Source organism: Streptomyces sp. NPDC086023, assembly GCF_044540325.1.
Lineage (GTDB): Bacteria > Actinomycetota > Actinomycetes > Streptomycetales > Streptomycetaceae > Streptomyces.
This window is the reverse complement of the sequence record NZ_JBITRX010000011.1, coordinates 194,166-207,178: the sequence shown is the minus strand read 5'-3', so window position 1 is coordinate 207,178 and position 13,013 is coordinate 194,166. Positions and strand designations below refer to the sequence as shown.

Here is a 13,013-nt window from a genome sequence, read left to right as displayed (position 1 = left end):
TGATTGCCTCGATCACCTCGATCGCGTCGGCCGCCCCGATTGCCTTGACCGTCCGTATCGCCTCAACCGACCTGACCGCTCGACCGCCGAAAGAGAACCACGTGACGCCGCCGCCCCAGGCCCCCGCACCGACCCGCCTGCAAGCCGTCCTCTTCGACATGGACGGCACGCTCGTCGACACCGAGCAGCTCTGGTGGGACACCGTGGCGGACGCGGCCGCGGCACTCGGCCACACCCTGGCCGCCGCCGACCAGCCGGACGTCCTCGGCCGCCCGGTCGAGCACACGGCCCGCTTCCTGGCCCGGCGCTGCGGCGACGTCCCGGCCGCCCCGATCGCCGCCGAGCTGCACCGGGAGTTCGCCGAGCGCGTCCGCACCGGGGTCGTCCCGCGGCCCGGAGCCCTGGCCCTGCTCGGCGCGCTGCGTGACGAGGGCGTTCCCACCGCCCTCGTCACGGCCTCGCCGCGCGAGGTCGCGGAGACGGTCGTGGCCGCCCTCGAACAGGCCGGCCACGGCGGCTTCACGGTCACCGTCACCGCCGACGACACCATCCTCACCAAGCCGAGCCCCGACCCCTACCTCGCGGCCTGCCGCGCCCTGCGCGTGGCGCCCGCCGCCTGTGTGGCCGTCGAGGACACCCCCACCGGAGTGGCCTCCGCGGAGGCGGCCGGCTGCCAGGTGCTCGCCGTGCCCTCGGTGGCACCGATCGCCCCCGCCCCCGGCCGTACCGTGCTGGCCTCCCTCGAAGAGGCCACCCCCGGACGGCTGCGCGCCCTGGTCGCCGACGCACCCGGCCCGCGGTTCCTCGTACCGGCCCTCACCACCCGCCGGGCCCGGGCCGGCCGCCCCTTCCGGGCCACGGTCGCGGGCCTCGTCCGGGCCGGCGCCCAGCCGGTGACCTTCGCCGCCTCCGTACGCCCCGACTGGCTCACCGTCCACGCCGACGGTTCCCTGACCGGCACGCCCGTCGCGGGCACGCGCTTCGTCGGCCCGCCTGTCGCGGGCACGCCCTTCGTCGGCACGCCGGCTCTGGGGACGGGGGCCCCGGTAACTGAGGCCCCGGAGACGGCCGTCGCCACCGTCACGGCCGTCGACGCCCACGGTGCCACCGCCCACCTCACCGTCCGCATCCCCGTCGTGCCGGCGGACGCGCCGCCGCTGGACCGGGTCCGGGTCATGAGCTGGAACCTCTGGCTCGGCGGTGTGCCCGTCGACGATCACCGCGACAAGCAGCTGGCCGTGCTTCTGGACGCCGACGTCGACGCCGTGGGCCTCCAGGAGACCGCCGTGCACGCGGCGCCCGAACTCGCCGGGGCGCTCGGGTGGTTCCACCACGCGGCCGGCGAGAACCTCGCGGTCCTCAGCCGTCACCCGATCACCGCCGCCCTCGGCGATCCCGGCGTCGGCTTCTACGGAGCGGCCGGCGCCCGCATCCGGCTCGACGAGCACCCCGACGGCACCCCCCACGAGCTGGTGCTGTGGACCGCCCACCTCAACCACGCCCCTTACGGGCCCTACGACGCCTGCTTCGACGGCCTCCCCGAGGCGGCACTGGTCCGGCGCGAGGAGGAGTCGGGCCGGGTCCGCCAGATCGGCGAGGTGCTCGCCGCCATGGCTCCCGATCTGGCCGCGGCCGACCACACCCCGGTCCTCCTGACGGGCGACTTCAACGCCCCCTCACACCTGGACTGGACCGCCGGCGCGACCGCGCCGCACGGTGGCCGGGGGCCGGTGGACTGGCCCGTCTCCCGCGCCGTCGAGCGCGCCGGCCTCCGCGACTCCTACCGGGAGGCCCACCCCGACCCGGTGACGGCCCCCGGCAGCACCTGGTCGCCCGTCCACCCACAGCACGAGGACGGCAGCGGCCGGCCCGAACCGCAGGACCGCATCGACTACGTGCTGCACGCGGGCGCCCGACTCACCGTCCTGGACTCCACTGCCGTGGCCACCGGCCGCAACACCCCCTGGCCGGACGTGGCGGCCAACGACTGGCCTTCCGACCACGCGGCGGTCGTCACGACGTACCGTCTCAGCTGACTGAGGGCCCGGCCCTGAGGCCGCCCGCCCTACTGCCGCTCCTCCATGCGGATCGTGTCCTCCAGGTCCTCGTGGGCCTTGCCCGGGCGGCCCTCCTGCTGCTCCAGCAGTGCCGCCGCGATGGCGTCGAGCTTGCGCTGGATGGCGCGCTCGGCGCGGCGCTCGCTGTTCTTCAGCAGGGCCAGCAGCATCAGCGACACCGCGCCGATCGCGTCGCCGACCAGGTGCTGCCATCCGATGGCCAGCCCCAGGACGTGCACCACGACGAAGGCCGCCACCAGGACCAGGCACAGCCCGGAGAACAGCGCCGAGCTGGTGAAATTGGAGGCGTGCTCGGCGAGGCGCGCGAAACGCCCCCCGACCCCGTCGCCGGACTGCTCGGCAGGATGCTGGAGAACCATGCTCGGCGCCTGCCCCGAACCTTCCGGCCACACTCCACGTTCTGGGGCTGGGGCTGGGGCTGGGGCTGGGGTTTGGGTTCCGGGTTCCGGGCCAGGACGGTGCACCCGCCTCCTCGGAGGCCTCAGGCCCCCTGCCCACCCGGGGGCACAGGCTGGGTGGGCCTGCGCGTCAAGGTGGCCGGGGTGGGCGTCGACGCCGCCGCCGCGCCCGCCGTGGTGGAGACCGCCGCCGACCCGGCAAGGCCGGCGCGCCTCGCGCCGGGGCCGACCGGCCCCACCGGCGACCGCTTTCGGGTGACGCGGCCGCCCGGCGCCGACGGGAGGGCGGGCGGCGGGTCGGATCATCGCTGGCGGCCGGTCATGACCCGGTCACGCAGGGCGGCCGCACCGGGCCGTCCCACGTTCCGCCCTCCGGCCGGCGACCGCCACCGGCCGCAGCCGGGAGACCATGTGCACATCCTGCTCGTCGCCAGCGCCTTCAACAGCCTCACCCAGCGGGTCCACGCCGAACTCCGCGACCGCGGCCACCGGGTGGCCGTCGAGCTGGCCCTGCCGGGTACGGACCTCCCCGCGGCCGTCGACCGTCACGACCCCGACCTGGTGCTCGCCCCGATGCTGCGCACGGCGCTCCCCGAGGCGGTCTGGTCCGCCCACACCTGTCTGATCGTGCACCCCGGGCCGCCCGGCGACCGGGGCCCGTCCTCCCTCGACCACGCCCTCCACGACGGCACCGCACACTGGGGCGTCACCGTGCTCCAGGCGAACGCCGAGATGGATGCCGGCGACGTCTGGGCCTCTGCCTCCTGCCCCCTCCCGCCCCTCGGCAAGAGCGACGTCTACCGCGGCGAGGTCGCCGACGCCGCTCTGGAAGCGGTGCTGCTGGCCGTGGCCCGGTTCGCCTCCGGCACCCACGTACCGGAGCCGCAGACCACCGGCCGGGTCCGTCCGCCCGTACGCCAGGAAGACCGCCGCATCGACTGGCACGCCGACCCCACCGAGCTGGTCCTGCGCCGCCTGCGGGCCGCCGACTCCCGGCCCGGCGTCCTCGACGAACTCCTCGGCGCCCCCTGGTACCTGCACGGCGGCCACCCCGAGGACGGCCTGCGCGGCCGCCCCGGCGCCCTCCTCGCCACCCGCAACGGCGCCGTCTGCCGGGCCACCGCCGACGGAGCCGTCTGGATCCCGGAACTCCGCGCCCCCCGCACCCCCGGCGCGCCCGCGCCGGTCAAACTGCCCGCCACCCTCGCCCTCGGCCCCCTGCTGCCCCCGCTCCCCGAACTCCCGGCCCCCGCCCACGCAGACGCGGCCCCCCGCACCTGGACCGACATCACCTACCGCGAAGAGGGCGCCACCGGCTTCCTGACCTTCGCCTTCCCCGGCGGCGCCATGAGCACCGCCCAGTGCCGGCGGCTCCTCGACGCCTACCGCGCCGCCTGCGCCCGCCCCACCTCCGTCCTCGTCCTCGGCGGCGGCCGCGACTTCTTCTCCAACGGCATCCACCTCGGCGTCATCGAGGCCGCCGCCGACCCGGCCGCCGAGTCCTGGGCCAACATCAACGCCATCGACGACCTGGTCGAGGCAGTCCTGACCACCACCGACCGCATCGTCGTCGCCGCCCTCGGCGGCAACGCCGCCGCCGGCGGCGCCATGCTGGCGCTGGCCGCCGACGAGGTCTGGTGCCGCTCGGGCGCCGTGCTCAACCCGCACTACCGGCTCATGGGCCTGTACGGCTCGGAGTTCTGGACGTACACCCTGCCCCGCCGCGTCGGCCCCGCCACCGCCGCCCGCCTGATGGACGAGGCCCTTCCCGTGGGCGCCGACGCGGCACGGCGCCTCGGCCTGGTCGACCGTACGATCCCCTGCTCCCCGCAGGAGTTCGCCGCGCGCACCCGGAACCTCGCCGTCCGGCTGTCCGCCGTACCCGGCACCCAGGTCCGGATCGCCGCCAAGAAGGGCCGGCGCGAGCGCGACGAGGCCCTCCGGCCGCTCGCCGACCACCGCGCCGACGAGCTGGCCCGCATGCGGGCCGTCTTCGACGACCCGGCCGCGCCCTACCACGCCCTGCGCCGGGCCTTCGTACGCAAGGAACCCGCCGCCGGCACCCCGGCCCACCTCACCCTCCCGCCCCGCCCCCTGCCGCAGGGCGAACCCGCCCCCGGCCGTCACCGGACTGGCCGCACATGACACGGCAGCCGCCCCCGCCGGCTGTTAGCAAGAAAGGTGAGGCCGCCCCGGGCGGCCCGTCCCCCCACCCCTCCCCGAGGAGGAACCCCGCATGGACGCGAGCCCGACGACCGCACCGGTGGAGGACCCCACGGTCCACATCCTCTGGATCAACGCCGGCCTGAGCTGTGACGGCGACTCCGTCGCCCTCACGGCGGCCATGCAGCCCACCATCGAGGAGATCGTCACGGGCGCCCTCCCCGGGCTGCCGAAGGTCCAGGTGCACTGGCCGCTGATCGACTTCGAGTGCGGCCCCGTCGGCGGCGCCGACACCTTCATCGAGTGGTTCTTCAAGGGCGAGCGCGGCGAGATCGACCCCTTCGTGCTCGTCGTCGAGGGCTCCATCCCCAACGAGAAGGTCAAGCGCGAGGGCTACTGGTGCGGCTTCGGCGACGACCCCGCGACCGGCCAGCCCATCACCACCAGCGAGTGGATCGACCGGCTCGCGCCCAAGGCCCTCGCCGTGGTCGCCATCGGCACCTGCGCCACGTACGGCGGCATCCACGCCATGGAGGGCAACCCGACCGGCGCCATGGGCGTGCCCGACTACCTCGGCTGGGACTGGAAGTCCCACGCCGGCATCCCCATCGTGTGCGTTCCCGGCTGCCCCATCCAACCGGACAACTTCTCCGAGACGCTCACCTACCTGCTGTACCAGGCCGCAGGCTCGGCCCCGATGATCCCCCTCGACGACAAGCTGCGCCCGACCTGGCTGTTCGGCGCCACCGTGCACGAGGGCTGCGACCGCGCCGGCTACTACGAGCAGGGCCAGTTCGCGCACACCTACGACTCGCCCAAGTGCCTGGTCAAGCTGGGCTGCTGGGGACCGGTCGTCAAGTGCAACGTACCCAAGCGCGGCTGGATCAACGGCGTCGGCGGCTGCCCGAACGTCGGCGGCATCTGCATCGCCTGCACGATGCCCGGTTTCCCCGACAAGTTCATGCCGTTCATGGACCAGCCGCCCGGCGCCACGGTCTCCACCAAGGCCAGCGGCGCGTACGGGGCGGTCGTCCGCAGGCTCCGCTCGATCACCCTGCACACCGCCGACAAGGAGCCCAAGTGGCGCCACACCGGCAAGAAGCTCACGACGGGCTACCGCCCGCCGCGCTGACCCCCGGCACCCTCCGGCGACCCCGCCCCCGCACACCCGCCCCCGCACACCCGGAAGGCTCACGGCACACACGATGACACCGAACACCAAGGCGGCCGGTGACGGCAGCGGCCTCGTCGAGATGGCCTGGGACCCGATCACCCGGATCGTGGGCAGCCTCGGCATCCACACCAAGATCGACTTCAAGCAGAAGCGGGTCGCCGAGTGCTACAGCACCTCGTCGGTCTTCCGCGGCTACAGCGTCTTCATGCGCGGCAAGGACCCCCGGGACGCGCACTTCATCACCAGCCGCATCTGCGGGATCTGCGGGGACAACCACGCGACGTGCTCGGTGTACGCGCAGAACATGGCGTACGGCGTCAAGCCGCCCCACCTCGGCGAGTGGATCATCAACCTCGGCGAGTCCGCGGAGTACATGTTCGACCACAACATCTTCCAGGAGAACCTGGTCGGGGTCGACTACTGCGAGAAGATGGTCCGCGAGACCAACCCCGGCGTCCTGGAGCTCGCCGAGCGCACCGAGGCCCCGCACGCCGGCGAGCACGGCTACCGCACCATCGCCGACATCATGCGCTCCCTCAACCCCATCGAGGGCGAGTTCTATCGCGAGGCGCTCCAGGTCAGCCGCTACACCCGCGAGATGTTCTGCCTGATGGAGGGCCGCCACGTGCACCCCTCCACGCTCTACCCGGGCGGCGTCGGCACCGTCGCGTCCGTGCAGCTCTTCACCGACTACATGAGCCGCCTCATGCGGTACGTCGAGTTCATGAAGCGCGTCGTGCCGCTCCACGACGACCTGTTCGACTTCTTCTACGAGGCCCTGCCCGGATACGAGGAGGTCGGCCGGCGGCGCGTCCTGCTGGGCTGCTGGGGCGCCCTCAACGACCCCGAGCACTGCGACTTCACGTACGCCAACATGACCGACTGGGGACGGAAGATGTTCGTCACCCCGGGCGTCGTCGTGGACGGCAAGCTGGTCACCAACGACCTCACCGAGATCAACCTCGGCATCCGCATCCTGCTCGGCAGCTCGTACTACGACGACTGGGCCGGCCGGGAGCAGTTCGTCACCCACGACCCGCTGGGCAACCCCGTCGACCCGCGCCACCCGTGGAACCAGCACACCCTCCCCGCCCCGCAGAAGCGGAACTTCGACGACAAGTACAGCTGGGTGATGTCGCCCCGCTGGTTCGACGGCAAGGACCACCTGCCCCTGGACACCGGCGGCGGCCCCATCGCCCGGCTCTGGTCCACCGCCCTCTCCGGCCTCGTCGACGTCGGGTACGTCAAGGCCACCGGGCACAGCGTCGTCATCAACCTGCCCCGCACGATGACCAAGCCCGAGACCACCTTCGAGTGGCGCATCCCGAAGTGGAGCAACGCGCTGGAACGCAACCGCGCCCGCACCTACTTCCAGGCGTACGCCGCCGGTATCGCCCTGCACTGCGCCGAGAAGGGCCTCGCCGAGGTGCGCGCCGGACGCAGCCAGACCTGGGAGAAGTTCGAGGTGCCGGACGAGTCCATCGGCTGCGGCTTCACCGAGGCCGTCCGCGGCGTCCTCTCGCACCACATGGTCATCCGCGACGGGAAGATCGCCAACTACCACCCGTACCCGCCGACCCCGTGGAACGCCAGCACCCGTGACACGTACGGCACCCCGGGCCCGTACGAGGACGCCGTGCAGAACACCCCGATCTTCGAGGAGAACCCGCCCGAGAACTTCAAGGGCATCGACATCATGCGCGCCGTGCGCAGCTTCGACCCCTGCCTGCCGTGCGGCGTGCACATGTACGTCGGCGGCGGGAAGACCGTCAAGCAGATGCACGTGCCCACCGGTCTGAGCGGACTGGGCGGATGAGCGCCCCGGGCGCGCCGGCCGGCGCGCGCGAGGCCGGGCGGCGGATCGAGGAGATCCTCGACGGGTTCGCCGCCGCGGGCGACCCGGCGGCCCTGGCCGCGGCCGAGGACCTCGTCCGGGTCCTCATGGAGTTCTACGGCGCCGGGCTCGCCCGCGTCGTGGCCGCCCTGGACCCGGCCCGGCTCGCCGGGCTCGCCGGGGACGAACTGGTGGGCGGCCTGCTCGCCCTGCACGGCCTGCACCCCGAGGACGCCAGGACCAGGATCGACCGGGTCCTGGCCGCGGCCCCGGAACCCGTCGAACTGGTCGCGCTCGACGAGGCCGGGGGAGTGCTCTGGCTACGGCAGACCGGCAGCGGCGGCTGCGGCTGCGGCGGTTCCGGCACGGAGGCCCTGCGGCGCGCCCTGGAGGACGCCGTCGGGGCCCTCGTACCCGAGGTCACCGCGGTCGAACTGGAGCCCGCCGACCGCCGCGCGCCCCAGCCGGTACTCCTCCAGATCGGCACCCGGCCCACGGCCCCGGCGCGGGTCCCGTGACCGCCGCACCGCCGATGCCCCCGTACCCCGGGGACCGGACCGGCCCGCGCCGGGCGCGCGGGCTGGGCCGGTTCACCGGCCCCCGGCCCCCGCGCCCCGAGGCGTGCGAACTCTGCGGCACCCCGGTGTCCGGGGACGGCCACCGCCACCTCGTGGAGACCGAACGGCGCGCGCTGGTGTGCGCCTGCCGGCCCTGCGCGGTGCTCTTCGACCGCCCCGGCGCCGCCACCGGCCGGTACCGGACCGTACCCGACCGCTACCTGTCCGACCCCGGACACCGGCTGGACGGCGGTGCCTGGGACCGGCTCCGCATCCCGGTCGGCACCGCCTTCTTCTTCCACAACGCCGCCCTCGGCCGTCCGGTCGCGCTCTACCCGAGCCCGGCCGGCGCCACCGAGAGCGAACTCGACCCCGACGCCTGGCAGTCGCTGCTCGACGCCACCCCGCTGGCCGCGCTGCTGCGGCCCGACGTGGAGGCCCTGCTGCTGCGCCGCGACGGCGGCCGCACCAGCTGCCACCTGGTCCCGGTCGACATCTGCTACGAACTTGTCGGCCGCATGCGCCTGCTGTGGCAGGGCTTCGACGGCGGCGCCGAGGCGCGCGCCGCGCTCCGCGAGTTCTCCGCCGAGGTGGAGCGCCGGGCCCGGCCCGTGGCCGCGGCCACCGCGCCCACCGGGACGGGAGCCCCGTGACCGACCTCTCCTTCGCCTGTACCGGGGTCCGCGCCGACCCCTACGCCGCGGGCCCCACCCTGGTCTTCCGGCTGCGCGTCACCGCGCCCCCGGACACCCGGGTCCACGCCCTCGCCCTCCGCTGCCAGCTGCGCATCGAACCGGCCCGGCGCAGCTACGGCCCCGCCGAGGCGGAGGGGCTCACCGACCTGTTCGGCGAGCGCTCCCGCTGGGGCACCAGCCTCCAGCCGCTCCAGTTCGCCCAGGTCGCCGTGATGGTGCCGGGGTTCACCGGGGAGACCGAGGTCGACCTGCCGGTGCCCTGCACCTACGACATGGACATCGCGGCCACCCGTTACTTCGGGGCGCTCCGCGAGGGCGAGGCCCCGCTGCTCCTGCTGTTCTCCGGGACCGCCTTCACCGGCGCAGGAGGGTTCCGGGTGGCACCGGTGCCCTGGGACCGCGAGGCGCCCTTCCGGCTGCCGGTCGCCGTCTGGCGGGAGATGGTCGAGCAGCACTTCCCCGGCTGCGGCTGGCTGCGCCTGTCGCGGGACACCATGGACGCCCTGCTCGCCTACCGGTCCCGGCACGCGCTGGCCTCCTGGGAGTCGACCGTACGGGCCCTGCTGGACGCCGCCGGGTCCGGCCGCGCCCCCCAGGTGCCCGGAGCCGCGGCCCGTACCGGCGGGCCGGCCGCCCTGCCGGCCCGTTCCGGCGAGAGGCGGACCCCGTGACCCTCACCCCGGCCCCGGCCCCCGCCGCCCCGGCCGGCGGGCCCGGCACGGCGGGCTTCGCGTACGCCCGTCAGGTCGCCGACGCCGTCCTCTTCGAGGGATACGTGCTCTACCCGTACCGCGCCTCGGCGGCCAAGAACCGGCTGCGCTGGCAGTTCGGCGTGCTGGTGCCGCCGTCCTGGGGCCCGGCCCACGGCGAGCACTCCGCGTTCCGGACCGAGCTCCTGATGGAACCGCGCGGCGACACCGTGCTCGCCGTCGAGCTGCGCTTCCTCCACCCCCTGCGCCGCACCGTCCAACGGGCCCTGCCCGGCGGGGGATTCGCGGACACCGCGGAGCTGCACCTGCCCGACCGGGTGCTCGTCCCCTGGGACGAGGGCGCCGAGGAGCGCGTGGAGTTCACGGTGCCGGTCCGCGACCTGCTCGGTGACGGGCAGGTACGGTGCTTCGGCCGGCCGGCCCGCGAGGAGACCGAGCCCGTCCTCGACGACGACGGCCGCACGGTCGGACGGCTGGTCCGCCGCGCCGCGGCCGTCGAGGGCACCGTACGGCTGCAGGCGGCCGAACTCGACGTCCCCTACCGGGCGTACCGGCTGACCGCGACCGTCGACAACACCAGCCCCTGGACCCCGGACGGCGCCTCCGAGGCTGCCGGCCGCGACGCGGCCCTGCCCCGCTCCCTGGTCGCCGCGCATCTGCTGCTCGGCCTGGGCGCCGGCTCGTTCCTGTCCCTGACCGCACCCCCGGAGTGGGCCCGTGCGGAGACGGCCGCCTGCGAGAACCGGCACACCTGGCCGGTGCTCGCCGGGGAACCCGGCCGCACGGACGTGGTGCTGTCCTCCCCGATCATCCTGGAGGACCACCCGGCCATCGCCCCCGAGAGCGCCGGCGCGATGTACGACGCGCTGGAGATCGACGAGATCCTCGCCCTGCGCACCGCGGCCCTCACCGACCAGGAGAAGCGGGAGGCCCGCGGGACCGACGCGCGGGCCGCGGCCGTCGTCGACCTCGCCGACTCCCTGCCGCCGGAGGTGCTGGACCGGCTGCACGGCGCGGTGCGCACCCTCCGGGAGATCACCGGCGAGGAACGCCCCGGCGGTGCCGACGGCCCTGAGGGCTTCGGCGGATTCGAAGGGGCCCCGGGCCCCGACGCGGACCCCGGGGCCGGCCTGTTCCGGCCCGACACCCCCTGGTGGGACCCGGCCGGAGCCGATCCCGCCGGCCCGCCGCCCGAGCGGGTGACGGTGGACGGCGTACCCGTCGGCCGCGGCAGCCGGGTGCGCCTGAGCCCGGGGCTGCGGCGCACCGACGCCCAGGACCTGTTCCTCCAGGGCCGTACCGCCCTGGTCGAGGAGGTCCTGCACGACGTCGACGGGGGAGTGCACCTCGCGGTCACCGTCGAGGGCGACCCCGGCGCCGACATCCGCCGGGAACAGGGCCGCTTCCTGTACTTCCAGCCCGACGAGGTCAGCCCCCTGCCCGACGAGGGCGACGTGCGGGACGCGTCTGCGGAGGCGGACCGGTGACCGGCCGGACCCTCGTCGCCGGCATCGGCAACGTCTTCCTCGGGGACGACGGCTTCGGCGTCGAGACCGTGCGCCGGCTCGCGGGCGCGACCCTGCCCGAGGGCACCGAGGTGACCGACTTCGGCGTCCGGGGCGTCCACCTCGCGTACCAGCTCCTCGACGGCTACGACACCCTGGTCCTGGTCGACGCCACCGCACGCGGCGGACCCCCCGGAACCCTGTACGTCATCGAGCCCGACACCCCCGGGGAGGGCGCTCCCGTGGAGCCTGACCGCCCCGGCGTCGTGCTCGACGGCCACCAGATGTCCCCGGACACCGTCCTGGCCCTGCTGGGCACCCTCTGCGCGGGCACCGGCACCAGCCCGCCCCGCCGCATCCTCGTCGTGGGCTGCGAACCCGCCTGCCTCGACGAGGGCATCGGGCTCAGCGCCCCCGTCGCCGCCGCGGTCCCGGAAGCCGCCCGCCTCCTCCTGGAGCTGCTCCACGACACCGGCCGGGAGCGCGCCCGCAGCTTCGGCCCGGCACACCTCCCGGCGGCCACGGCCGCCGCCCGCTCCGCCGAACTCCCCGACAGCTGAAGGAGAACCACCGTGACGAAGACCGCCGCCGGCACCGCGCTGCTCGTCGTGGGCGCGGCCGTACTGGCCCTGTTCCTCCCGGACATCAGGCGCTACCTGCACATGCGCCGGCTCTGAGCCGGACGGCGTACGGCGGGCGCCGCCCGACGGCGCGCCCGAACGCCCCGCCCCCGTCCGGCCGGTGTAATGAGCCGCGGCAGGACGGAGTCCCATGCACGAGATGTCGATCGCCATGGCCGTGGTGGCCCAGGTGGCGGAGGCGGCGGAAGCCGGCGGCGCACGCGCCGTCAGCGAGGTCCGCCTCCAGGTGGGGGAGCTGGCCGGCGTCGTACCCGATGCCCTGGCCTTCTGCTTCGAACTCGCCTGCGCGGACACGGTGCTGGCCGGCGCCACCCTGGTCACCGACACCGTGCCGGCCCGCGCCGGCTGCCGTACCTGCTCCGCCGACTGGGCCGTCGGCATGCCGCCCGACCTGTCCTGTCCCCGCTGCGGCTCGGCGGCCGGCACCGAGCTGCGGTCCGGCCGCGAACTCCAGATCGCGGGCGTGACCTGGGACGACGCGCCGGGCGGCGCGCACCACCGCGAACCCATCCCCGAGGAGCGCTGAACCATGTGCCGAACGGTCGACCTCAAGCAGGCGGTGCTCGCCAAGAACGACGGGGCCGCGCAGGTCCTGCGCGACCGGCTGGCCGAGGCCGGCACCACGGTCGTGAACCTGCTGTCCAGCCCCGGCAGCGGCAAGACGGAACTGCTCGAACGCGAACTCGGCCTGGCCCGCACCCGGGGCGTTCCGGCCGCCGCCCTCACCGCCGACCTCGCCACCGAGAACGACGCGGTGCGGCTGGCGCGCTCGGGCGTACCCGTCAAGCAGGTCCTCACCGACGGGCTGTGCCACCTGGAGGCCGTCATGCTCGGCCGCCACCTCGACGGCTGGCTGCCCGAGGGCACCCGGCTGCTGTTCGTGGAGAACGTCGGCAACCTCGTCTGCCCGGCCTCCTACGACCTCGGCGAGACCCTGCGCGTCGTCCTCGCCTCCGTGACCGAGGGCGAGGACAAGCCGCTCAAGTACCCCACCGCCTTCGGCCTCGCCCAGCTGGTGCTGGTCACCAAGGCCGACCTGGCCGTCGCCGCCGAGTTCGACGAGGCCGCGTTCCGCCGCAACGTCGAGCGGGTCAACCCCGGAGTGGAGGTGGCGCTCACCTCCGCCCGGCGCGGCGAGGGCCTCGGCCTGCTGCTCGACCGGGCGCTGGCGGTGGCCCCGGACACCCCCGCCCACGTCCCCGTCATGGCCGGTCACACCCACGCCCACCACCACTGAACGGCCGGCACCCGTGGAGAC

General features: G+C 74.8%; 13 protein-coding genes. 12 read left to right on the top strand and 1 reads right to left on the bottom strand.

What is annotated here, in order from left to right; all coding sequences use genetic code 11:
* Positions 1 to 101: 101 nt before the first annotated feature.
* Positions 102 to 2,036 carry an HAD-IA family hydrolase gene (locus ACIF6F_RS22865; protein ID WP_399949388.1) on the top strand — a complete coding sequence of 645 codons (1,935 nt, stop codon included), beginning with the start codon at positions 102 to 104 and terminating at the stop codon, positions 2,034 to 2,036.
* Positions 2,037 to 2,065: 29 nt separating this feature from the next.
* Here ACIF6F_RS22865 and ACIF6F_RS22860 read toward each other — a convergent pair whose 3' ends face one another.
* Positions 2,066 to 2,437: a hypothetical protein gene (locus ACIF6F_RS22860; RefSeq protein ID WP_399949386.1), complete on the bottom strand. Its 372-nt coding sequence runs from the start codon at positions 2,435 to 2,437 to the stop codon at positions 2,066 to 2,068.
* A 450-nt stretch (positions 2,438 to 2,887) separates the two neighbouring features.
* Here ACIF6F_RS22860 and ACIF6F_RS22855 point away from each other — a divergent pair, with 450 nt between their 5' ends.
* The 11 genes from ACIF6F_RS22855 (at position 2,888) to hypB (ending at position 12,992) form a co-directional block, all read left to right on the top strand.
* Positions 2,888 to 4,621: a hydrogenase maturation protein gene (locus ACIF6F_RS22855; protein WP_399949384.1), complete on the top strand. Its 1,734-nt coding sequence runs from the start codon at positions 2,888 to 2,890 to the stop codon at positions 4,619 to 4,621.
* Between the two features lie 91 nt (positions 4,622 to 4,712).
* Positions 4,713 to 5,771 carry a hydrogenase expression protein HypE gene (locus ACIF6F_RS22850; RefSeq protein ID WP_399949382.1) on the top strand — a complete coding sequence of 353 codons (1,059 nt, stop codon included), beginning with the start codon at positions 4,713 to 4,715 and terminating at the stop codon, positions 5,769 to 5,771.
* Positions 5,772 to 5,844: 73 nt separating this feature from the next.
* Positions 5,845 to 7,629 (top strand): nickel-dependent hydrogenase large subunit, encoded by a 1,785-nt coding sequence (locus ACIF6F_RS22845; RefSeq protein WP_399949380.1) that lies wholly within the window; start codon positions 5,845 to 5,847, stop codon positions 7,627 to 7,629.
* Positions 7,626 to 8,165, top strand: coding sequence for a hypothetical protein (locus ACIF6F_RS22840; RefSeq protein WP_399949378.1), 540 nt, complete (start codon positions 7,626 to 7,628; stop codon positions 8,163 to 8,165). The genes ACIF6F_RS22845 and ACIF6F_RS22840 overlap by 4 nt, the downstream gene beginning before the upstream one ends.
* Positions 8,166 to 8,179: 14 nt before the next feature.
* Positions 8,180 to 8,857 carry a DUF5947 family protein gene (locus ACIF6F_RS22835; protein ID WP_399949552.1) on the top strand — a complete coding sequence of 226 codons (678 nt, stop codon included), beginning with the start codon at positions 8,180 to 8,182 and terminating at the stop codon, positions 8,855 to 8,857.
* Positions 8,854 to 9,570 (top strand): DUF6084 family protein, encoded by a 717-nt coding sequence (locus ACIF6F_RS22830; RefSeq protein ID WP_399949376.1) that lies wholly within the window; start codon positions 8,854 to 8,856, stop codon positions 9,568 to 9,570. Before ACIF6F_RS22835 ends, ACIF6F_RS22830 begins: the two co-directional genes overlap by 4 nt.
* Complete coding sequence (locus ACIF6F_RS22825; RefSeq protein WP_399949374.1) at positions 9,567 to 11,096, top strand: hypothetical protein; 1,530 nt, start codon at positions 9,567 to 9,569, stop codon at positions 11,094 to 11,096. Before ACIF6F_RS22830 ends, ACIF6F_RS22825 begins: the two co-directional genes overlap by 4 nt.
* On the top strand, positions 11,093 to 11,674 hold the full coding sequence (locus tag ACIF6F_RS22820) for a hydrogenase maturation protease (RefSeq protein ID WP_399949372.1): 582 nt from the start codon (positions 11,093 to 11,095) through the stop codon (positions 11,672 to 11,674). Before ACIF6F_RS22825 ends, ACIF6F_RS22820 begins: the two co-directional genes overlap by 4 nt.
* A 12-nt stretch (positions 11,675 to 11,686) precedes the next feature.
* The gene (locus ACIF6F_RS22815) at positions 11,687 to 11,791 is read left to right on the top strand and encodes a DUF6893 family small protein (RefSeq protein ID WP_399949370.1); all 105 of its coding nucleotides are present in this window, start codon (positions 11,687 to 11,689) and stop codon (positions 11,789 to 11,791) included.
* A gap of 94 nt (positions 11,792 to 11,885) precedes the next feature.
* The gene (hypA, locus tag ACIF6F_RS22810) at positions 11,886 to 12,281 is read left to right on the top strand and encodes a hydrogenase maturation nickel metallochaperone HypA (RefSeq protein ID WP_399949368.1); all 396 of its coding nucleotides are present in this window, start codon (positions 11,886 to 11,888) and stop codon (positions 12,279 to 12,281) included.
* Positions 12,282 to 12,284: 3 nt separating this feature from the next.
* Positions 12,285 to 12,992, top strand: coding sequence for a hydrogenase nickel incorporation protein HypB (gene hypB / locus ACIF6F_RS22805; protein ID WP_399949366.1), 708 nt, complete (start codon positions 12,285 to 12,287; stop codon positions 12,990 to 12,992).
* Positions 12,993 to 13,013: the final 21 nt, after the last annotated feature.

Excerpts from the sequence above, each read along its gene's own strand:
- ACIF6F_RS22860 (WP_399949386.1), bottom strand. The coding sequence starts at position 2,437 with ATGGTTCTCCAGCATCCTGCCGAGCAGTCCGGCGACGGGGTCGGGGGG.
- ACIF6F_RS22850 (WP_399949382.1), top strand. The coding sequence starts at position 4,713 with ATGGACGCGAGCCCGACGACCGCACCGGTGGAGGACCCCACGGTCCAC.
- ACIF6F_RS22845 (WP_399949380.1), top strand. The coding sequence starts at position 5,845 with ATGACACCGAACACCAAGGCGGCCGGTGACGGCAGCGGCCTCGTCGAG.
- ACIF6F_RS22840 (WP_399949378.1), top strand. The coding sequence starts at position 7,626 with ATGAGCGCCCCGGGCGCGCCGGCCGGCGCGCGCGAGGCCGGGCGGCGG.
- ACIF6F_RS22835 (WP_399949552.1), top strand. The coding sequence starts at position 8,180 with ATGCCCCCGTACCCCGGGGACCGGACCGGCCCGCGCCGGGCGCGCGGG.
- hypA (WP_399949368.1), top strand. The coding sequence starts at position 11,886 with ATGCACGAGATGTCGATCGCCATGGCCGTGGTGGCCCAGGTGGCGGAG.
- hypB (WP_399949366.1), top strand. The coding sequence starts at position 12,285 with ATGTGCCGAACGGTCGACCTCAAGCAGGCGGTGCTCGCCAAGAACGAC.